This is a genomic window from Pseudomonas sp. GW821-FHT02H06 (genome assembly GCF_059421525.1).
On record NZ_JBWKVD010000007.1, the window covers coordinates 229,139 to 249,453 of the forward strand.

Here is a 20,315-nt window from a genome sequence, read left to right on the forward strand (position 1 = left end):
TTTGGTTGGATAGACATAGTCTTTTGTTCTTATATGGGAAAGTGGTCAAGCAACGGCGTGATCGTCTTATTTTTTGTCGGATGTGTCCAGTGTCGCCGTCAACCGGCTGCGCCTACGCTCTGCTGACGTTTTGTCCGACAATTCTTCGCATCAGGTGCAGCCATGCTTCCCAGAACACTCTTCAGCTCGGAGCACGAGCTTTTCCGAAATAGCGTGCGCAAGTTCTTCGAACAGCACGCGGCGCCCTTTCATGCCCAGTGGGAGAAGCAGGGCCACATCGACCGCACGCTGTGGAACCGGGCCGGGGAGCAGGGCATGTTGTGTTCGCATTTGCCGGAAGAGTACGGCGGCATGGGCGCGGATTTTCTCTACACCACGGTGGTGATCGAAGAAATTTCCCGCCTCGGCCTGACCGGCATCGGCTTCTCCCTGCATTCGGACATCGTCGCGCCGTACATCCTGCATTACGGAAGCGAGGCGCTGAAGCTCAACTATTTGCCCAAGCTGGTTTCGGGGGAGCTGGTCACTGCCATCGCGATGACCGAGCCTGGCGCGGGTTCCGACCTGCAAGGGGTCAAGACCACTGCGGTGCTGGATGGCGACGAGTACGTCATCAATGGTTCGAAGACGTTTATCACCAATGGCTTTCTCGCCGATCTGGTGATCGTGGTCGCGAAGACCGACCCCAAGGCAGGCGCGAAGGGCACCAGTCTGTTCGTTGTGGAAGCGGGCACGCCCGGCTTCGCGAAGGGCAAGCGACTGGAGAAGGTCGGCATGAAGGCGCAGGACACGTCGGAACTGTTCTTCCAGGACGTGAGAGTGCCCAAGGAGAACCTGCTCGGCCAGGCCGGGATGGGTTTTGCGTATCTGATGCAGGAACTGCCCCAGGAGCGTCTGACGGTCGCCATCGGCGCCATTGCCTCCGCCGAAGCGGCCTTGCAGTGGACGCTCGATTACACGCGTGAGCGCAAAGCCTTTGGCAAGGCCATCATCGACTTCCAGAACACCCGCTTCAAACTGGCCGAAATCGCCACCGAAGTTCAGATTGGTCGTACGTTCATCGATCGGTGCCTGGAGTTGCATCTGGAAGGCAAGCTGGATGTGCCGACGGCAGCCATGGCGAAATACTGGTCAACCGACCTGCAGTGCAAGGTGCTGGATGAATGCGTGCAGCTGCATGGCGGCTACGGCTTCATGTGGGAGTACCCGATCGCCCGGGCGTGGGCCGATGCGCGGGTGCAGCGGATTTATGCCGGGACCAACGAAATCATGAAAGAGATCATCGCCCGGTCTCTGTAATCCTGTGCGGAACCCCAGAGGGGCCTTGTAAAGACCCTCTGCGGTTCCACAGTCAATCAGCGATCACGCAATCACCGATCAAGGCGCAGGATTCGGTTGATCCTTGTGAATCGCGTCAATGCCCGCCAGCACTTCATCCGACAGCACCAGTTCCGCGCTCGCCAGGTTGCTTTCCAGCTGCTCCAGCGTCGTTGCACCGATAATGTTGCTGGTAACGAAGCTGCGCCCGGTCACGAACGCCAGGGCCATTTGAGCCGGATCAAGACCGTGCTCGCGAGCCAGCGCAACATAACGCGCGCAGGCCGCTTCCGATTGCGGATTGAAGTAGCGCGTGAAGCGGCTGTACAGGCTCAAACGGCCCTTGGCAGGACGGGCGCCGTCGGCGTATTTGCCAGACAACATCCCGAAGGCCATGGGCGAGTAGGCTAGCAGGCCACATTGCTCACGAATCGCCACTTCCGCCAGACCCACCTCGAAGCTGCGGTTGAGCAGGTTGTAGGGGTTCTGAATGGACACGGGCCGCGTCAGACCATGGGCGTCGGACTCAGCAAGAAACTTCATGGTGCCCCACGGCGTTTCGTTGGACAGACCGACGTGGCGGATCTTGCCGGCCTTGACCTGCTCGTCCAGCGCTTCGAGCACTTCCAGCAGCGGGGTGAAGTGCTCCTCGCTGTGGTTGTAACCGAGCTTGCCGAAGAAGTTGGTGCTGCGCTCAGGCCAGTGCAATTGATACAGATCGAGGTAGTCGGTCTGCAGGCGTTTCAAGCTCGCATCCAGCGCCGCGACGATGTGATCGCGGTTGAATTTCAGCTGGCCGTCACGAATGTAATCAATGCCGTTGCCGGGACCGGCGATCTTGCTGGCGAGGATCCAGTCAGCGCGGTCGCCGCTCTGCTTGAACCAGTTGCCGATGATGGTCTCGGTGCTGGCGTAGGTTTCTTTCTTCGGCGGCACCGGATACATCTCGGCGGTGTCGATGAAATTGATGCCGGCGGCCTTGGCCCGTTCTATCTGCGCGAAGGCCTCGGACTGGCTGTTCTGCTCGCCCCAAGTCATGGTGCCGAGGCAGATTGCGCTGACATTGAGGTCGGTTCTGCCCAGTTGGCGGTAGTCCATTTGGCTCTCCTGTTTAAAAGAGCCATAAAAGCAGGTTGAAATTTTTTTCGCAATCTGCATAATTCCGCTCCTCTTTGTCGCTGGAGTGATGCCCCGCGCCAAAAGAAACCGCTGCGATCGAACGCGCTGACCCGAGCCCCCTATAGCGTTCGTGCCCGGCGGCCTTTGACTTGTCAAAGACCGTACTAATGAGTATGCTCCGCCGTCTATTTTTCAGGGCGGCCTTTGAGGCTATAAAGAATGAAAACTTTTACCGCTAAACCGGAAACAGTAAAGCGCGACTGGTTCGTCGTCGACGCTGCTGGTCAGACCCTGGGTCGTCTGGCCACTGAAATCGCGAGCCGTCTGCGTGGCAAGCACAAGCCGGAATACACTCCGCACGTTGACACTGGCGACTACATCGTCGTGATCAATGCCGAGCAGATCCGTGTGACCGGTGCCAAGACCACCGACAAGATCTACTACTCTCACTCCGGTTTCCCGGGCGGGATCAAGTCGATCAACTTTGAAAAGCTGATCGCCAAAGCTCCTGAGCGCGTGATCGAGACCGCGGTCAAAGGCATGCTGCCTAAGAACCCGCTGGGTCGCGACATGTATCGTAAGCTGAAAGTCTATGCGGGCGCTGCACACCCTCATACTGCTCAGCAGCCCCAAGAACTGAAGTTTTAACGGAATAGTTCATTATGTCGGCGACTCAAAATTACGGCACTGGCCGTCGCAAGACCGCAACCGCTCGCGTTTTCCTGCGTCCGGGCACCGGTAACATCTCCATCAACAACCGTTCCCTGGACTCGTTCTTCGGTCGCGAAACTGCCCGCATGGTAGTTCGTCAGCCGCTGGAACTGACTCAGACTGTCGAGAAATTCGACATCTACGTCACTGTCATCGGCGGTGGTGTGAGTGGTCAAGCTGGCGCAATCCGCCACGGTATCACCCGCGCTCTGATGCAGTACGACGAAACCCTGCGCGGCGCTCTGCGCAAAGCAGGCTTCGTCACTCGCGATGCTCGCGAAGTTGAACGTAAGAAAGTCGGTCTGCGTAAAGCGCGTAAGCGTCCGCAGTACTCGAAGCGTTAATTCGCTTCCGTTCAAAAAGAACGCTCAGTTTCTATACGAAGCTGGGCGTTTTTTTATGGCTGTCTTTTATTGATTCCGAGGGCCTGGTCAAGGAGATCTCGGATGCTGACGGGAGAGGGCGCCATGGGCAATGACGGCGTAAACACGGGCCGGCGTCGCTTCCTTGTGACGGCCACGTCTGTGGTGGGCGCAGCAGGGGCGGTCGGCGCCGCCGTGCCGTTCGTGGGCTCATGGTTCCCGAGCGCCAAGGCCAGGGCTGCGGGAGCGCCTGTCAAAGTCAACATCAGCAAGATCGAGCCCGGCCAGCAGATGATCGCCGAATGGCGCGGGCAGCCGGTGTTCGTTGTCCGTCGTACGCCCGAGATCCTTTCCCGTCTGGGCCAGCTTACCGGCAAGCTCTCCGACCCCGAGTCAAAGGCCTCCACCCAGCCTGGCTACGTCGATCCGGTGGTGCGTTCCATCCGGCCGGAAATCCTGCTGTTGGTCGGCATCTGTACCCATCTCGGCTGCTCACCGACGTTTCGCCCCGAAGTCGCCCCCGCTGACTTGGGCAAGGACTGGGTCGGCGGATATTTCTGTCCCTGCCACGGCTCCCGTTACGATTTGGCTGGCCGCGTGTACAAGGCACAGCCTGCACCGCTGAATTTGCCAGTGCCGCCGCATTCCTACGAGTCGGACTCAATCATCGTCATTGGCGTGGATCAGGAGGAAGCGTGATGAGCAGGCTCATGGACTGGATCAATGCGCGCTTGCCCGTGACCTCAATGTGGGAAAACCACCTCAGCAAGTACTACGTGCCCAGAAACCTGAATTTTTTCTATATCTTCGGCGCGCTGGCGTTGCTGGTGCTGGTCAACCAGATCCTCACGGGCATCTGGCTGACCATGAGTTACACGCCCACGGCAGAGGGCGCCTTTGCCTCGGTCGAGTCCATCATGCGCGACGTCGAATACGGCTCGATCCTGCGGTTGTTGCATTCGACCGGCGCGTCGGCATTCTTCATCGTCATCTACCTGCACATGTTTCGCGGCCTGCTGTACGGCTCGTATCAGAAGCCACGCGAGTTGGTCTGGATCTTCGGCATGCTGATTTATCTGGCGCTGATGGCGGAGGCGTTTACAGGCTACCTGCTGCCGTGGGGGCAGATGTCGTACTGGGGCGCCCAGGTGATCATTTCCCTGTTTGGCGCCATTCCGGTGATCGGCAACGACCTCGCACAATGGATCCGCGGCGATTATCTGGTCTCCGCGATCACCCTCAACCGCTTCTTCGCGCTGCACGTCGTGGCGCTGCCAATCGTGATCCTCGGGCTTGTGGTGTTGCATATTCTGGCGCTGCATGAAGTGGGCTCGAATAACCCCGACGGCGTCGACATCAACAAGTACAAGAACGAGAACGGCAACCCGCTGGACGGCATTCCCTTCCACCCGTACTACACGGTCAAGGATCTGCTCGGCGTCGTGGTGTTTCTGTTCATCTTTTGCTCGGTGGTGTTTTTCTTCCCGGAGATGGGTGGCTACTTTCTCGAGCAGCCCAACTTCGAGCCAGCGAACCCACTCAAGACCCCGGAGCACATTGCGCCGGTCTGGTACTTCACGCCGTTCTACGCGATCTTGCGCGCCATCCCGGACAAGCTTCTCGGCGTCATGGCCATGGGTGCGGCCATTGCCGTACTGTTCGTGCTGCCGTGGCTTGACCGCAGCCCGGTCAAATCGATGCGCTACAAGGGTTGGCTGAGCCGCGCGGGGCTTACGGTGTTTTGCGTGTGCTTCGTGACGCTCGGGATGCTGGGCGTTCTTCCGCCGAGCCCCGGGCGCGCATTGCTGTCACAAGTCTGCACCTTCACGTATTTCGCCAACTTCATCCTGATGCCGTTCTACACGCGCATGGAGCGGACGAAGCCGGTACCGGACAGGGTGACCGGCTGATGAAAACCCTGCTCGTTGTTTTGCTCATGGCCCTGTTGCCGGCGCTGTCGTTCGCGGATGAGCATGGCGCGGGCCTTGAGAGCGTTGATATCGATGTGTCCGACAAGTCCGCCCTGCAGGATGGCGCACGGACGTTCGTTGATTACTGCATGGGTTGCCACAGCGCCAAATTCCAGCGCTATGAACGCGTCGCGGACGATTTAGGCATTTCCCACGAGCGCATGCTGGAAAAGCTGGCACCTGCCGGAGCGAAGATCGGTGATCACATGACCATCGGCATGCAGCCCGCGGATGCAAAAGCCTGGTTTGGCGCGGCACCGCCCGATCTGACCCTAGTCGCCCGCGTGCGCGGAACTGACTGGCTCTATGGCTACCTGCGTTCGTTCTACGAGGACTCAACGCGGCCCTGGGGCGTGAACAACACCGTTTTCCCCGGCGTGGCCATGCCCAACGTGCTGGAAGGGCTTCAGGGGCGTCAGAGGCTTGCCTGCAAGGAGGTTCAGCGCGTCGAGGATGGGGGAAAACACACCGACACGCCCCTGAATCACGAAGCCTGCAATCAGCTGATCATCGTGCCCAACACTGGCACGTTGACCGAAGCGCAGTTCGACGAGAAGGTGAAGAACCTCGTCACCTTCCTCGCCTATTCGGCCAACCCGGACAAGCTGCAGCATCAGCGCATCGGCACCTACGTGCTGCTTTACCTCGCCGTGTTGTTCATCCTGGCCTGGCTGCTCAAGCGTGAATTCTGGAAAGACATTCGTTGAGCAGGCGTCTGATTCGCGTGTCGCGGCCACCTGCAGCAGCGCTGTTTCAGGTAATGGAGGCAGAGCGGGTATAGTGGCGGGCTGAAGATTGCAGAATCTACCTTGAGTAAATGAGCTATCTTGTCGCCCGCGTTGAACACCCGATCATCGTGGACGTCGCCGAAAGCGCCCTCGCGGCGCATCCGTATTTCTGCTTTTTGAATATCTACAAGCGAGGAGGACCGCCATGGGCGTGACCAATCGGTTGGCCTGTTACTCCGACCCCGCCGACCACTATTCCCATCGCGTGCGCATTGTGCTCGCCGAGAAAGGTGTCAGCGCCGAGATCATTGAAGTTGTCGAGGGCCGTCATCCGCCCAAATTGATCGAGGTGAATCCGTACGGCAGCGTGCCGACCCTGGTTGATCGTGACCTGGCGTTGTACGAGTCGACGGTGGTAATGGAATACCTGGACGAGCGTTATCCCCATCCGCCGCTGCTCCCGGTCTATCCGGTGGCGCGTGCCAACAGCCGCTTGCTGATCCACAGGATTCAGCGCGACTGGTGCGGTCTGGTGGATCTGATTCTGGACCCGCGCAGCAAAGAAGCCGCACGTGTTCAGGCGCGCAAGGAGCTGCGCGAAAGTCTGACCGGCGTATCGCCGTTGTTCGCGGATAAGCCTTTTTTCCTGAGCGACGAGCAAAGTCTGGTCGACTGCTGTCTATTGCCCATACTCTGGCGCCTGCCGATTCTGGGTATCGAATTGCCGCGGCCCGCCAAGCCGCTGCTTGACTACATGGAGCGCCAATTTGCGCGTGAGGCATTTCAGGCAAGTCTGTCTGGTGTCGAACGCGACATGCGCTAAGGCCTTAGGAGCCGTTTGATGAACTCCAGTCGCCCTTATCTGATCCGCGCGCTGTATGAGTGGATCGTCGATAACGATTGCACACCGCACGTACTCGTCAATGCCGATTACCCAGCGGTGCAAGTCCCGCAAGGCTTCGCCAATGACGGGCAGATCGTTCTGAACATCTCGCCGAGCGCCGTTCGCCATTTGCACATGGACAACGACGCGGTGAGTTTCGAAGGCCGCTTCGGCGGCGTTCCCCACAGCCTGTACGTGCCCATTGCCGCGATCATGGGCATTTATGCCCGCGAGAACGGGCAGGGCATGGTCTTCGACCTGGAGCCTGCTGTGGATGAAGACGAAGATCTGGACGTCGAAGACGACATGCCGCCACCGAACGACGAGCCACCACGCCCTACGGGCCGGCCGAGTCTGAAAGTGGTCAAGTAAGTCGCTTCTGCAGCAACGAAAAAGGCGATCCCAAGGGATCGCCTTTTTTGTGTGTGCCGATTGGCGGCTATCACACCGTCAGTCAATGTACTCAAACAGCTTCACGATCTTCTGCACGCCGCCGACGCCTTGCACCAGGTTGGTGGCGCGGGTGGCTTCGGCCTGGGTCAGCAGGCCCAGCAGGTAGACGATGCCGTTTTCAGTCACGACCTTGATGCGCGAGCCCGGGATGGCGCTGTCGGTGAGCATCTCGGTTTTGATCTTGCTCGTCAGCCAGGCGTCATTGCTGCGCGCCAGCATCGAGGACGGGCCGGTGACCTGCAGCTCGTTGTTGACCTTCTTGACCTTCTGCACCTGGCTGGCGGTTTGCTCGGCCAGTTGCTTGAGGTCGGCGCGCGGGGTCTGGCCGGCCAGCAGGACGATGCCGTTGAAGCTGGTCACGACGATGTGCGACGCGTTGTCCAGATCAGGGCTGGCCTTGGCGATGTTGACCGCGACCTTGGTCTCGATCAGCGAGTCGTCGATCTTGCTGCCGAAGGTGCGTGTACCGCGATCGTCATCGATCGGCGCTTCACGGCTGGCGTTGATCACCGAGCTGCATCCGCTGATGCCCAGGCAGAGCGTCAGGGCCAGCAGGCTAAGACGTTTGGATATCATTCTTCACTCCCGAACAGTTGGCTGTCGATCAAGTCGCAAAGGCAGTGGATCGCCAGCAGGTGGACTTCCTGAATACGTGCGGTGACTTTCGCCGGGACGCGGATTTCAACGTCCTCCGGCAACAGCAACGACGCAACGTCGCCGCCATCGCGACCGGTCAAGGCTACGACAATCATTTCACGATCATGTGCGGCCTGGATGGCCTGAATAATGTTCGCCGAATTGCCGCTGGTGGAAATCGCCAGCAGCACATCGCCCGGCTGACCCAGCGCACGAATCTGTTTGGAAAAGATTTCGTTGTAGCTGTAGTCGTTGGCGATGGAGGTGATGGTGGAGGTGTCGGTGGTCAGCGCGATGGCGGGCAGGCTCGGTCGCTCGCGTTCGAAACGGTTGAGCAGCTCCGAAGAAAAGTGCTGGGCATCGCCAGCCGAACCGCCATTACCGCAAGCGAGCATCTTGCCCTCGTTGAGCAGGGCGTTGACCATCACTTGGCTGGCTTGCTCGATGTGGGGTGCAACAACATCCATCGCCTGTTGCTTGGTGTCGATGCTGGCCTGAAAAAGCTGGCGAATTCGGGATTGCATGTCCATCTATGAAAACCTTAATAGGGGCGGCTGGTCGGGGCGGCGTCCGATAAGTCATCGGCGTCCCGGCACAAAACTGTGCAGCCCGCAAAGCAAAGAGCAAAAGAGCCAGTGTGGTTCGTTGGGTTGGTGCAGTAGGACCGGCTTTAGCCGGGAAGGCGGCCGATCTTACGCTGCAATCCCACGGAATCATCGCGTTTTCAGCAATCGAAAGCGTTGGTCAGCCAGTTAAGCGCGGGTGATGTGCCGGGAGCGCCATTGATCGCGACGACGTCGAAGCGGCACGGCGAATCGGCCCAGCGCACCTCGCTTTGCAGAAAGGACTGAGCCGCCAGCGTGAGCTTTTCCTGCTTGCGAAAATCGACGCTTTCCAGCGCACCACCCCAGCCGGCGTGGCGACGATACCGAACTTCGACGAATACTACTGTATCGCCGTCGAGCATGACCAGATCAAGCTCGCCGCGTTTGCATGACCAGTTGCGGGTAATCAGCCGCAACCCATGCTGTTGCAGGTGACGCAGGGCGTAGGCTTCGGCCTCGCGCCCTGCGGTTTGACGGGTCGTGCCTGAGGTCAAGGCGCGGTGTCCGGCAGGCGCTGGACCTTGCCGTCTACGAACTCTGCCCATGGCAGTTGACGCTCGATGCGTTGGCCCTGGCCGATCGCCAGGCTGCCGGACAGGCCGTCGATGCGGCTCTCAGGCAGCGTTTTCAACTGCGTCAGTCGTGGCGCCAGACGGTACGCGTCGATGCCCATGGCGTAGAGACGGCCAAGGCTGCCGGAGGCTTGTGGCCATTGCGCCGTCACTTGCTGGCGCAGTGGGTCGTTGGCGTTCAGCAGCCACGGGGTTTCGCAGAAGCGCACGCCGTTCAGGTCGTTGTACATCGCCGGGTCGCCGCTGTTGGTGAACAGGTGCGAAGTGGCATAGACCGGCACATCGCCGGCGTACTGGAAGACCATGGTCGGCTTGATCTGCTGAGCCTGCTGAGGCGTTGCAGCGAGGAACATGAAGTCCACGTCCTGGCGACGGGAAGGCTGAGCGGCCATCTGCGTGCCAGTGGCGCTTTGCACGCGCTGGGCGCGACCTTCGCTGTTGCGCAGCTGGAACAGATCGGCAACCTGTTGAGCGAGTGCGACCGGCTGGTCGATGCGCTCAGCACCCAGCAAGGTGCCGCCTTTGGCCTGCCAGCTTTGACGGAAGGCCTCCAGCACGCGATCACCCCATTCGCCCTTCGGCACCATGGCAACCGCACTGCGCTTGCCATCGGCCCAGGCACGGCGGGCCACTTCGCGGGCTTCGTCTTCCGCTGCCAGACCGAACTGGAACAGCTCGGCAGGGCCCTGGGTGCCGGAATCGCTGTAGTTCAGCGCCAGCGTGGTGATCGGCAGTTGAGGGCGAGCGCTCAGCTGTTTAACCAGTGGCTTCTCCAGCGGACCCACTACCAGTTGCACGCCTGCAGCCTTGGCTTGCGCATAAAAGGCGTCCATCGAGGTCACGCGGGAGCTGTCGAATACTTCGATCGCAGGTGGCTTCTCGCCGGCCTGCTGCGCTTGGTAGTTCGCGGCCATGAAGCCGTCACGCAGGGCGCGGGAGACCGAGGCGAGCGGACCGTCTTGCGGCAGCAGCAGCGCAATCTTGGTCAACGGCTGGCTCTTCAGGTCGCGCAGCTGCGCGAGGGCAGTCGGCAGCTGGCGCGCAGCCGGGTGTTGCGGATTCTGCGCCTTCCAGTTGTCGATGGCCGCCTGTTGCTGTTCCAGCGTGCCGGCGCCTTTGACCGCGCGGGCCAGGCTCAGCCAGCCGCCCATGTCATCGTTGGCCGAGCTTTGCAGCTGCTCGGGTGGCAGCGCAGCAACCAGCGTCCAGATGGCGTCGTTGTTGGCATTCAGGGCGTCGCCTTGCAGCAACGGGCCCATGAACACACGCTCGCTCGCAGCAGCGAGGGTCTGACCATCTGCTTCGAAAGCCCGGGCGCGAACGGTGTGGGTGCGGGTCTGCAGGTCAACCGGCATCTCGCCCAGATGCTGCATGCTCGGGTGGTTGAGGGCGGTCAGCGCAGCTTTCGGCTGGCTGCGACCCAATGCCAGTTCGGCAGACAGGGTGTTGGCGTAGATTTGCTTGTCGGTCTTGAGCTGATCCATCTGGACCTGCTCGAGAATGCTCGCGGCGCGGCTCGGGTTGTTCTGGCGCGCTGCCAGGTCGGCCGCCGTCAGTTTCAGCAACGCTGCCTGATCAGGCGATTTTGCCGCAGCGGCCTGTTCGAGCAGTTGTTCGATGCTGGCATCGGGGGAGCGAGGCAATTCGCCAAGGCTGGAGGAGGGCGAACCGGCACAGGCAGCCAGAAGGGCAGCGAGGCAGAGGGCAGAGAACAGCCGCAGGCAAGCGATCATGTGTATGTTCCTGATACTCGAGCAAATTAGCGTGGAAGTGTACCCAAGCACTGGCCGGGGCGCGACGTTGAAGGCGTTAAAGCGGCGATATTGATCGTCTCCGGGCGCGTCAGTTGACGTGAGTCGGACTGTCGCGGAGTCGCTGCCATGTTGCGGGTGTTCGAGCTGCTTTTCTGAACTCACGGGGTGCGACGTCCTGTTTTGTCGGCCGCAGCCTGTACAATGCAGGCTTTTACACAACATGAGGTGTGCGCTTTGACTGCTCCGGGTGCTTCGAATTCCACTACAGGCGCGCTTTATGTGGTGGCCACGCCGATCGGCAACCTGGATGACATCAGCGCCCGCGCCTTGAAGGTGCTGCGCGATGTTTCGCTGATTGCCGCAGAAGATACCCGCCACTCGTTACGGCTGATGCAGCACTTCGGCATTCCGACGCCATTGGCGGCCTGTCATGAGCACAACGAGCGCGAGGAGGGGAGCCGCTTCATCACGCGCCTGCTGGCCGGCGATAACGTCGCGCTGATTTCCGATGCCGGCACGCCGCTCATTTCTGACCCCGGTTACCATCTGGTGCGTCAGGCCCGGGCAGCCGGTATTCAAGTGATCCCGGTCCCGGGCGCCTGCGCCTTGATCGCGGCGCTCTCTGCGGCGGGGTTGCCCTCGGACCGCTTCATCTTCGAAGGCTTCTTGCCGGCCAAGTCGGTGGGCCGAAAGGCGCGGCTCGAACTCGTCAAGGAAGAACCGCGCACGCTTATCTTCTATGAAGCGCCCCATCGCATTCTCGAATGCCTTCAGGACATGGAAGCAGTCTTCGGTCCGGACCGTCCCGCCGTGCTGGGCCGCGAATTGACCAAAACGTTCGAAACCCTCAAGGGGCTGCCGCTGTCCGAGCTTCGTGCCTTTGTTGAGGGCGACAGTAATCAGCAGCGCGGCGAGTGCGTGGTGCTTGTGGCGGGCTGGAGCGAGCCTGAAGGCGAAGATGTGATTGGCGCCGAAGCGCGGCGGGTTCTGGATCTGCTGCTGGAGGAAATGCCCCTCAAGCGTGCGGCCGCACTGGCAGCAGAGATCACCGGCGTACGCAAGAACCTGCTCTATCAGGTGGCGCTGGATAAGCAGAAAGGCGTGTGACGGGATGTCGCGGGCAGCTCTGCAAATGGCGCGAGAGCCGATTAAAGCTTGTTCTTGAGCCGCCCTCCCATTAACCTTGGCGGCGGAGAGTCGATTGGACAGTCGCTGCCTTTCATTGTTCTGCAATGGAGGGGGGAGGAAAGTCCGGGCTCCATAGGGCGGAGTGCCAGGTAACGCCTGGGGGGCGCGAGCCTACGGAAAGTGCCACAGAAAATAACCGCCTAAGCACTTCGGTGCCGGTAAGGGTGAAAAGGTGCGGTAAGAGCGCACCGCACGTCTGGCAACAGTTCGTGGCTAGGTAAACCCCACTCGGAGCAAGACCAAATAGGGTTCCAAGGCGTGGCCCGCGCTGGAACCGGGTAGGTTGCTAAAGATGTCCAGTGATGGCCATCGTAGAGGAATGACTGTCCTCGACAGAACCCGGCTTACAGATCGACTCTCCACCTCCTTTTCTTCCCCTCGTTTGTACGATTTATCCCCTTCCGTAATACCAAAAAAATCTTAAACCTCACAAATCACTTTAACTTCAGACCTCATCTGTTTGTTCATCCACGGAAATATCCGTAGGACGGGTCTGAAATCCGCTACATCTCCTGCGTAAGTGTTCCTAAATATCCGTCCTGTAAGGGTTTTCCTCGTGAAGTCGCCTTGACGGTGTGGTGGGCGCATTCCTATAGTGTGCGCAAGTGGCGGAAAGTGGCGTGAAGTGGGTTTTTTGACCGCAAAAAGATAATATCTGGAGATCGCGCCTGTGTTCCGTGGTGCAAACGCAATCAATCTCGACGCAAAGGGCCGTCTCGCTATGCCGAGCCGGTACCGTGACGAGTTGGATTCGCGTAGCGCCGGCCAGATGATTGTCACCATTGATACCGTCGACCCGTGCTTGTGCATCTATCCGCTTCCCGAGTGGGAGTTGATTGAGGCCAAGCTGCGCGAGCTCGCCACATTCCGTGAAGAAAACCGTCGCCTGCAGCGGCTGTTGATCGGTAATGCGGTTGATCTGGAGTTGGACGGCAGCGGGCGTTTCCTGGTGCCGCCACGTTTGCGTGAATACGCCAAGCTCGATAAGCGAGTGATGCTGGTAGGCCAGCTCAACAAGTTTCAACTGTGGGATGAGGACGCCTGGAACGCACTTGCTGATGCGGACCTTGCGGCCATTCAAAAACCGGGTGCGATGCCCGATGAACTGCGTGATTTGATCCTGTGACTACGAATAGCGGCTTTACCCACATCACCGTACTGCTCGAAGAAGCCGTCGAGGCTCTCGCGGTGCGCGCCGATGGCTGCTATCTGGATGGCACGTTCGGTCGTGGCGGACATAGCCGCCTTATATTGCAGAACCTGGGGCCGGAGGGTCGGCTTCTCGGATTCGATAAAGATCCCCAAGCGATTGCCACCGGGCAAACGCTGGCGGCCGAAGACGGCCGCTTTGTCATTGTGCAGCGCAGCTTTGCTGAACTGGGCGCCGAAGCTCAAGAACGCGGGTTGGCGGGCAAGGTCAGCGGCATTCTTCTGGATCTCGGTGTGTCGTCGCCACAACTGGATGACCCCGAGCGCGGCTTCAGCTTCATGAACGACGGCCCCCTCGACATGCGCATGGACCCGTCCCGCGGCATCAGCGCAGCCGAGTTCGTCAATACCGCGCCCGCCGAAGAAATCGCCCGCGTTTTCAAGGAATACGGCGAAGAGCGTTTCTCCCGCCGCATGGCCGGTGCTGTCGTGGCCCGCCGCGAGACTCAGCCGTTCGAGCGCACCGGCGATCTCGCCGAAGTGCTGAAAGTCGCCAACCCGGCGTGGGAAAAGGGCAAGAACCCGGCGACCCGTGCGTTCCAGGGTCTGCGCATTCACGTCAACAACGAACTGGGTGATCTGGAAGCCGGCCTTGACGCTGCGCTGGACGCCCTTGAAGTGGGCGGCCGCCTGGTGGTCATCAGCTTCCACTCGCTGGAAGATCGCATCGTCAAATTGTTCATGCGCAAGCTGGTCAAGGGCGAAGCCGACAACCTGCCGCGCAACCTGCCGATCCGTCATCAGGCCTTCGAGCCGCGTATCAAACTGATCGGCAAGGCGCAGTTCGCGTCCGATGATGAAACCCGCGCCAATCCGCGTTCGCGCAGCGCCGTCATGCGCGTCGCGGAGAAACTCCGATGAACCGCGGTTTCTTCAAGCCCCTGCCGGGCGGCAGCTTCTTCATGCTGATGCTGTTTATCGCCGTGCTGGTGTCGGCGATCGGTGTGGCGTACAGCGCGCACTGGAACCGTCAGCTGCTCAACTCCCTTTACGGTGAACTCAGCGTGCGCGACAAGGCGCAGGCCGAGTGGGGTCGCCTGATTCTTGAGCAGAGCACCTGGACTGCCCACAGCCGTATCGAGGCCCTGGCCACTGATCAGCTGAAAATGCGCATCCCGAACGCCGCCGACATCCGGATGGTGTCGCCATGATGAAACTCGAAGGGGCGCTCTACCCGTGGCGGTTTCGCGTCGTGGTCGGCCTGCTGTCGGTCATGGTCATCGCGATCTGCTACCGCATCGTCGACCTGCAAGTCATCGATCACCGTTTCCTCATTGAGCAGGGCGATGCGCGCAGCCTGCGCACCGTTTCGATTCCTGCCCACCGTGGTCTGATCACCGACCGCAACGGTGAGCCGCTGGCCGTCAGTACGCCGGTCACCACCATCTGGGCAAACCCGTCCGAAATGCAGGCCGACAAGACCAAATGGGTCCAGCTTGCGCAAGCATTGGGGCAGGATCCCAAGGCATTGACGGATCGCCTCAACGAACAGGCAAGCAAAGAATTCATCTATCTGGTCCGTGGCCTGACTCCGGAGCAGGGTCAGTCGGTACTCGACCTGAAAGTCCCGGGCGTTTACGGCAAGGAAGAATTCCGCCGTTTCTACCCAGCGGGCGATGTCACCGCGCACATGGTCGGCTTTACCGACCTCGACGATCACGGCCGTGAAGGCGTAGAGCTGGCCTACGAAGACTGGCTCGCAGGCGTCCCCGGCAAGCGGCAGGTCATCAAGGACCGGCGCGGCAGGATGATCAAAGACCTGCAAGTGAAGAAAAACGCCAAGGCCGGCAAGACCTTGGCTTTGTCTATTGATCTGCGCCTGCAATACTTGGCGACCCGCGAGCTGCGCAACGCCATTCAGGAAAACGACGCCAAGGCCGGCAGCCTGGTGATCATGGACGTGAAAACCGGCGAAGTACTGGCGATGGTCAATCAGCCGACGTACAACCCGAACAACCGTCGCACCATGGTGCCGGCGGCGATGCGTAACCGCGCGATCATCGACGTGTTCGAGCCGGGTTCGACCATGAAGCCGATCTCCATGACTGCCGCACTGGAAAGCGGCCGCTGGAAGCCTAGCGACAAGGTCGAGGTGTACCCGGGCACGTTGCAGATCGGCAAATACACCATCCGTGACGTGACCAAAACCGAAGGCCCGATCCTCGACCTGACCGGCATTCTGATCAATTCCAGTAACGTCGGCATGAGTAAAGTCGCGTTCGACGTGGGTGGCGAAGCGATTTTCCACGCCATGCAGCGTGTGGGCCTGGGCCAATACACCGGCCTCGGCTTCCCGGGCGAGCGCGTCGGCAACCTGCCGAACTACCGTGAGTGGCGCAAGGCTGAAACCGCAACGCTGTCGTATGGCTACGGCCTGTCGGTGACGGCGCTGCAGTTGGTCCACGCCTACGCGGCGCTGGCCAACAACGGCAAGATCGTGCCGCTGACCATTCTCAAAACTGATAATCCAGCCGAGTCGGTTCAGGCCATTCCGGAAGCGACGGCCAAGACGGTGCAGGGCATGTTGCAGCAAGTGATCGAAGACCCGCGTGGCGTTTACCGTGCGCGCGTTCCGTCGTATCACGTGGCGGGCAAGTCCGGTACCGCGCGTAAGACATCCGTGGGCACCAAGGGCTACGCGGAAAACTCCTACCGTTCGCTGTTCGCCGGCTTCGGCCCGATGAGCAACCCGCGTTACGCGGTTGTTGTGGTCATTGATGAGCCGAGCAAAGGCGGTTACTTCGGTGGTCTGGTTTCCGCGCCTGTATTCAGCAAGGTGATGTCGGGCACGCTGCGCTTGATGAACGTGCGCCCCGACAACCTCGCGCCGATTCCGCCTGAGCAACAAGCCAACGCTGTGCCCGCCGCCGCCCCAGTCAAGGGAGGACGTGGCTGATGTCTTTGAATTTGAGCAAGCTGTTTGCGCAGTGCAACCGCGATCTGCTGATTCGCGAACTGACCCTGGACAGCCGCAAAGTGCGTCCGGGCGATCTGTTTCTGGCGGTTCCGGGCCTCAAGGTTGACGGCCGTGAGCACATCACCGACGCCATCGCCCACGGCGCGGCGGCCATTGCTTACGAGGTCGGAGGCGCCAAGGTGCTGCCGATCACCGATATCCCGATGATTCCGGTCAAGGGTCTGGCAGCGCAGTTGTCCGACATTGCCGGGCGCTTTTATGGCGACCCGAGCCGCAACCTGAACCTGATCGGTGTGACTGGCACCAACGGCAAAACCAGCGTGACTCAATTGGTCGCACAGGCGTTAGACAAGCTCGGCCAGCACTGCGGCATCATTGGCACGCTGGGCACCGGCTTCTATAGCGAGCTGAAAAGCGGCATCCACACCACGCCGGATCCGATCTCCGTGCAATCGACCCTGTACGACCTGAAAAGGGCCGGGGCCAAAGCGGTTGCCATGGAAGTTTCGTCCCACGGGCTGGATCAGGGCCGGGTTACTGCGTTGGCTTTCGACGTGGCAGTGATGACCAACCTGTCCCGTGACCATCTTGATTACCACGGCACCATGGAGGCTTACGCGGCTGCCAAGGCCAAGCTGTTCGCCTGGAATGACCTGCGCTGCCGTGTGGTCAATCTTGACGACGGGTTTGGTCGCCAGCTCGCCGCTGCGCCGCACCCTTCAAGGCTGATTACCTACAGCCTGGAAGACAGCAGCGCTTACCTGTTCTGCCGCGATGCGCATTTCGATGACGATGGCGTGCGCGCGACCCTGGTAACGCCCCAGGGCAGCCATGCGTTGCGCAGCAGCCTGCTTGGCCGTTTCAACCTGAGCAACGTGCTGGCTGCGGTCGGCGCGTTGATGGGGCTCGATTACCCGTTGGACGACATCTTGAAAGTCCTGCCGACGCTGGAAGGCCCTGCGGGCCGGATGCAGCGTCTGGGTGGTGGCTCGCGTCCGCTGGTGGTGGTCGATTACGCCCACACCCCTGACGCGTTGGAAAAAGTGCTTGCCGCCTTGCGCCCACACGCAAAAGGCCAACTGACCTGCCTGTTCGGCTGCGGCGGCGATCGCGATCGCGGCAAGCGTCCGCTGATGGCCGAAGTGGTCGAGCGTCTGGCCGACAAAGTGCTGGTCACCGACGACAACCCGCGCAGCGAAGACCCGGCCCGTATTTTCGATGACATCCGTGCTGGGTTCGTCTCGGCAAACGCAGTCGATTTCGTTGCCGGGCGCGGTCAGGCGATCGCGCAGATCATCGCCCAGGCGTCTGCTGCCGATGTGATCGTGCTGGCCGGCAAGGGCCATGAGGATTACCAGGAAATCAACGGGCAGCGTCAGCCGTTCTCCGATCTGGAAGAAGCCACCAAAGCGCTCGACGCCTGGGAGGCTGCACATGCTTAAGCCGCTCTCGTTCAGTGAACTGCTGGTGCCGCTCGACGCACGTCGTGTCGGCCATGACTGCAGTTTTTCCGGTGTCAGCATCGACAGCCGCGCAATCACGCCCGGCCAATTGTTCGTGGCGCTGACCGGCCCGCGCTTCGACGGTCACGACTATCTCGATCAAGTCGCTGCCAAAGGCGCAGTCGGCGCGTTGGTTGAACGCGAGGTCCCGGGCAGTTCGCTGCCGCAGTTGATCGTCACCGACACCCGCAAAGCCCTCGCGCAACTCGGCGCGATGAACCGCAATGCCTTCATAGACAAGCCGGTCGCTGCGATCACCGGTTCCAGCGGCAAGACCACCGTGAAGGAAATGCTGGCGAGCATCCTGCGCACCCGCGGTCCTGTGCTGGCGACCCGCGGCAACCTGAACAACGAATTGGGCGTACCGTTGACGCTGCTGGAGCTCGCGCCGGAATTCGACGCCGCCGTCATCGAACTGGGTGCGTCCCGGGTGGGCGAAATCGCTTTCACGGTAAGCCTGACCAAGCCCCATGTCTGTGTCCTGACCAACGCCGGGACTGCCCATGTCGGTGAGTTCGGCGGTCCGGAAAAGATCGTCGAAGCCAAGGGCGAGATCATCGAAGGCCTGGACGCTCGCGGTGTTGCGGTATTGAACCTCGAAGACAAGGCATTCGATATCTGGGTGGCCCGCGCCGGCTCGCGCAACGTGTTGAGCTTCGCGCTCAACAACAGCCGTGCTGACTTTTACGCCAGCGACCTGGGCATTGATGCGCGCGGTTGCCCGGCATTCACGTTGAACACCCCGAACGGCTCCGCGCCGGTGCAGTTGAATCTGCTGGGCACGCACAACGTTGCCAATGCATTGGCCGCGGCGGCTGCTGCCCATGCGCTGGGCGTTTCGCTCGCGGGCATCGTGACCGGGCTTGACGACGTACAGCCGGTCAAGGGCCGCACCGTCGCGCAACTGGCGGCGAACGGCATGCGCGTCATTGATGACACCTACAACGCCAACCCCACTTCCGTGGCTGCCGCGACCGACATCCTCACCGGTTTTCCGGGCCGCAGGGTTCTGGTGCTGGGCGACATCGGCGAGCTGGGCGCCTGGGCGGAGCAGGGCCATCGCGATGTCGGCGAATACGCGGTCGGCAAAGTCGACGCGCTGTATGCCGTCGGTCCGTTGATGGCCCATGCGGTCAAGGCTTTCGGGCAGGATGCCCGCCATTTTGAAACTCAGGCCGAGCTGATCGAAGCGCTTGGCGCCGAGCACGATAAAAACACCACCATTTTGATTAAAGGTTCACGCAGCGCTGCGATGGAAAACGTCGTAGCGGCCTTATGCGGAACACGCCTGGAGAAACATTAATGCTGCTGCTGCTGGCCGAGTATCTGCAACAGTTCTACAAAGGCTTCGCGGTCTTTCAGTACCTGACCCTGCGCGGGATCCTTGGCGTGCTCACTGCGCTGTCACTTTCCCTGTGCCTGGGCCCGTGGATGATCCGCGCCCTGCAGAGCAAGCAGATCGGTCAATCCGTGCGTAACGACGGACCCCAATCGCACCTGTCCAAATCCGGCACGCCGACCATGGGTGGCGCGCTGATTCTGTCTGCGATCGGCATCGCCACGTTGTTGTGGGCTGATCTGAGCAACCGTTATGTGTGGGTCGTGCTGATCGTCACGCTGCTGTTCGGCGCCATCGGCTGGGTCGACGACTACCGCAAGGTGATCGAGAAGAACTCGCGCGGGCTGCCGAGCCGCTGGAAATACTTCTGGCAATCGGTGTTCGGCCTGGGCGCGGCGATCTTCCTTTATATGACTGCGCAATCGCCCGTGGAAACCACGCTGCTGATCCCGATGCTCAAAGACTTCAGCATCCCGCTGGGCATTGGCTTCGTCGTGCTGACCTACTTCGTGATCGTGGGCTCCAGCAACGCCGTGAACCTCACGGATGGCCTGGACGGTCTGGCGATCATGCCGACCGTGATGGTCGGCGGCGCACTGGGGATCTTCTGCTACCTGTCGGGTAACGTGAAGTTCGCGGAATATCTGTTGATCCCTTACGTGCCGGGCGCGGGCGAATTGATCGTGTTCTGTGGCGCGCTGATCGGTGCGGGGCTGGGTTTCCTCTGGTTCAACACCTACCCGGCTCAAGTGTTCATGGGTGATGTCGGGGCGCTGGCCCTGGGCGCGGCTTTGGGCACCATCGCGGTCATCGTCCGTCAGGAAATCGTTCTGTTCATCATGGGCGGCGTCTTCGTAATGGAGACCCTGTCAGTCGTCATTCAGGTCGCATCCTTTAAATTGACCGGCCGCCGCGTTTTCCGCATGGCGCCCATCCATCACCACTTTGAACTCAAGGGCTGGCCCGAGCCGCGCGTGATCGTCCGTTTCTGGATCATCACCGTGATTCTGGTGTTGGTCGGCCTTGCCACGTTGAAACTGAGGTAGAACG

Annotated in this window: 21 protein-coding genes and 1 other RNA gene; 17 read left to right on the forward strand and 5 right to left on the reverse strand. The window is 60.6% G+C overall.

What is annotated here, in order from left to right; all coding sequences use genetic code 11:
• Positions 1–162: 162 nt before the first annotated feature.
• A complete protein-coding gene (locus tag AC07VF_RS14295; RefSeq protein WP_282368981.1) occupies positions 163–1,299 on the forward strand; it encodes an acyl-CoA dehydrogenase family protein in 1,137 nt (378 codons plus the stop codon).
• A 78-nt stretch (positions 1,300–1,377) separates the two neighbouring features.
• On the opposite strand, the gene AC07VF_RS14300 is transcribed toward AC07VF_RS14295, so the two are convergent.
• The gene (locus AC07VF_RS14300) at positions 1,378–2,415 is read right to left on the reverse strand and encodes an NADP(H)-dependent aldo-keto reductase (RefSeq protein ID WP_495009087.1); all 1,038 of its coding nucleotides are present in this window, start codon (positions 2,413–2,415) and stop codon (positions 1,378–1,380) included.
• Positions 2,416–2,655: 240 nt separating this feature from the next.
• Between AC07VF_RS14300 and rplM the strand changes: the two genes are divergently transcribed.
• The 7 genes from rplM to AC07VF_RS14335 all read left to right on the forward strand — a co-directional run bounded on the left by rplM (position 2,656) and on the right by AC07VF_RS14335 (position 7,462).
• Positions 2,656–3,084 (forward strand): 50S ribosomal protein L13, encoded by a 429-nt coding sequence (gene rplM, locus AC07VF_RS14305; RefSeq protein WP_019693576.1) that lies wholly within the window; start codon positions 2,656–2,658, stop codon positions 3,082–3,084.
• 14 nt (positions 3,085–3,098) lie between these two features.
• Entirely contained in the window at positions 3,099–3,491 is a 393-nt protein-coding gene (rpsI, locus tag AC07VF_RS14310) for a 30S ribosomal protein S9 (RefSeq protein WP_065992123.1), read from the forward strand.
• Positions 3,492–3,614: 123 nt separating this feature from the next.
• Positions 3,615–4,208, forward strand: coding sequence for a ubiquinol-cytochrome c reductase iron-sulfur subunit (gene petA, locus AC07VF_RS14315; protein WP_192171891.1), 594 nt, complete (start codon positions 3,615–3,617; stop codon positions 4,206–4,208).
• Positions 4,208–5,419, forward strand: a complete 1,212-nt coding sequence (locus AC07VF_RS14320; RefSeq protein WP_495009086.1) for a cytochrome b — start codon at positions 4,208–4,210, stop codon at positions 5,417–5,419. The genes petA and AC07VF_RS14320 overlap by 1 nt, the downstream gene beginning before the upstream one ends.
• On the forward strand, positions 5,419–6,186 hold the full coding sequence (locus AC07VF_RS14325) for a cytochrome c1 (RefSeq protein WP_495009085.1): 768 nt from the start codon (positions 5,419–5,421) through the stop codon (positions 6,184–6,186). The genes AC07VF_RS14320 and AC07VF_RS14325 overlap by 1 nt, the downstream gene beginning before the upstream one ends.
• A 226-nt stretch (positions 6,187–6,412) precedes the next feature.
• A complete protein-coding gene (locus tag AC07VF_RS14330) occupies positions 6,413–7,030 on the forward strand; it encodes a glutathione S-transferase N-terminal domain-containing protein (RefSeq protein WP_037014722.1) in 618 nt (205 codons plus the stop codon).
• A gap of 18 nt (positions 7,031–7,048) precedes the next feature.
• Positions 7,049–7,462, forward strand: a complete 414-nt coding sequence (locus AC07VF_RS14335; RefSeq protein WP_192171768.1) for a ClpXP protease specificity-enhancing factor — start codon at positions 7,049–7,051, stop codon at positions 7,460–7,462.
• A 78-nt stretch (positions 7,463–7,540) separates the two neighbouring features.
• Here AC07VF_RS14335 and AC07VF_RS14340 read toward each other — a convergent pair whose 3' ends face one another.
• The 4 genes from AC07VF_RS14340 to AC07VF_RS14355 form a co-directional block, all read right to left on the reverse strand.
• Positions 7,541–8,119 (reverse strand): BON domain-containing protein, encoded by a 579-nt coding sequence (locus AC07VF_RS14340; protein ID WP_192171767.1) that lies wholly within the window; start codon positions 8,117–8,119, stop codon positions 7,541–7,543.
• The gene (locus AC07VF_RS14345; protein ID WP_065992135.1) at positions 8,116–8,709 is read right to left on the reverse strand and encodes a phosphoheptose isomerase; all 594 of its coding nucleotides are present in this window, start codon (positions 8,707–8,709) and stop codon (positions 8,116–8,118) included. Before AC07VF_RS14345 ends, AC07VF_RS14340 begins: the two co-directional genes overlap by 4 nt.
• A 194-nt stretch (positions 8,710–8,903) precedes the next feature.
• Positions 8,904–9,278: a YraN family protein gene (locus AC07VF_RS14350; RefSeq protein WP_282368964.1), complete on the reverse strand. Its 375-nt coding sequence runs from the start codon at positions 9,276–9,278 to the stop codon at positions 8,904–8,906.
• The gene (locus AC07VF_RS14355; RefSeq protein WP_495009084.1) at positions 9,275–11,089 is read right to left on the reverse strand and encodes a penicillin-binding protein activator; all 1,815 of its coding nucleotides are present in this window, start codon (positions 11,087–11,089) and stop codon (positions 9,275–9,277) included. The genes AC07VF_RS14350 and AC07VF_RS14355 overlap by 4 nt, the downstream gene beginning before the upstream one ends.
• 222 nt (positions 11,090–11,311) lie before the next feature.
• Here AC07VF_RS14355 and rsmI point away from each other — a divergent pair, with 222 nt between their 5' ends.
• The 9 genes from rsmI to mraY all read left to right on the forward strand — a co-directional run bounded on the left by rsmI (position 11,312) and on the right by mraY (position 20,311).
• Positions 11,312–12,217, forward strand: a complete 906-nt coding sequence (rsmI, locus tag AC07VF_RS14360) for a 16S rRNA (cytidine(1402)-2'-O)-methyltransferase (protein ID WP_423574143.1) — start codon at positions 11,312–11,314, stop codon at positions 12,215–12,217.
• 86 nt (positions 12,218–12,303) lie between these two features.
• An RNA gene (gene rnpB / locus AC07VF_RS14365) (RNase P RNA component class A) lies at positions 12,304–12,661 on the forward strand.
• A gap of 307 nt (positions 12,662–12,968) precedes the next feature.
• Positions 12,969–13,424, forward strand: coding sequence for a division/cell wall cluster transcriptional repressor MraZ (gene mraZ / locus AC07VF_RS14370; RefSeq protein WP_192171890.1), 456 nt, complete (start codon positions 12,969–12,971; stop codon positions 13,422–13,424).
• Positions 13,421–14,368 carry a 16S rRNA (cytosine(1402)-N(4))-methyltransferase RsmH gene (gene rsmH / locus AC07VF_RS14375; protein WP_423574142.1) on the forward strand — a complete coding sequence of 316 codons (948 nt, stop codon included), beginning with the start codon at positions 13,421–13,423 and terminating at the stop codon, positions 14,366–14,368. Before mraZ ends, rsmH begins: the two co-directional genes overlap by 4 nt.
• The gene (ftsL, locus tag AC07VF_RS14380; protein ID WP_192171762.1) at positions 14,365–14,658 is read left to right on the forward strand and encodes a cell division protein FtsL; all 294 of its coding nucleotides are present in this window, start codon (positions 14,365–14,367) and stop codon (positions 14,656–14,658) included. Before rsmH ends, ftsL begins: the two co-directional genes overlap by 4 nt.
• Positions 14,658–16,403 (forward strand): peptidoglycan D,D-transpeptidase FtsI family protein, encoded by a 1,746-nt coding sequence (locus AC07VF_RS14385; RefSeq protein WP_407073217.1) that lies wholly within the window; start codon positions 14,658–14,660, stop codon positions 16,401–16,403. The genes ftsL and AC07VF_RS14385 overlap by 1 nt, the downstream gene beginning before the upstream one ends.
• Positions 16,403–17,866, forward strand: a complete 1,464-nt coding sequence (locus AC07VF_RS14390) for a UDP-N-acetylmuramoyl-L-alanyl-D-glutamate--2,6-diaminopimelate ligase (RefSeq protein ID WP_495009083.1) — start codon at positions 16,403–16,405, stop codon at positions 17,864–17,866. Before AC07VF_RS14385 ends, AC07VF_RS14390 begins: the two co-directional genes overlap by 1 nt.
• Positions 17,859–19,229, forward strand: coding sequence for a UDP-N-acetylmuramoyl-tripeptide--D-alanyl-D-alanine ligase (locus AC07VF_RS14395; protein ID WP_495009082.1), 1,371 nt, complete (start codon positions 17,859–17,861; stop codon positions 19,227–19,229). Before AC07VF_RS14390 ends, AC07VF_RS14395 begins: the two co-directional genes overlap by 8 nt.
• Entirely contained in the window at positions 19,229–20,311 is a 1,083-nt protein-coding gene (mraY, locus tag AC07VF_RS14400) for a phospho-N-acetylmuramoyl-pentapeptide-transferase (protein WP_037014691.1), read from the forward strand. Before AC07VF_RS14395 ends, mraY begins: the two co-directional genes overlap by 1 nt.
• Positions 20,312–20,315: the final 4 nt, after the last annotated feature.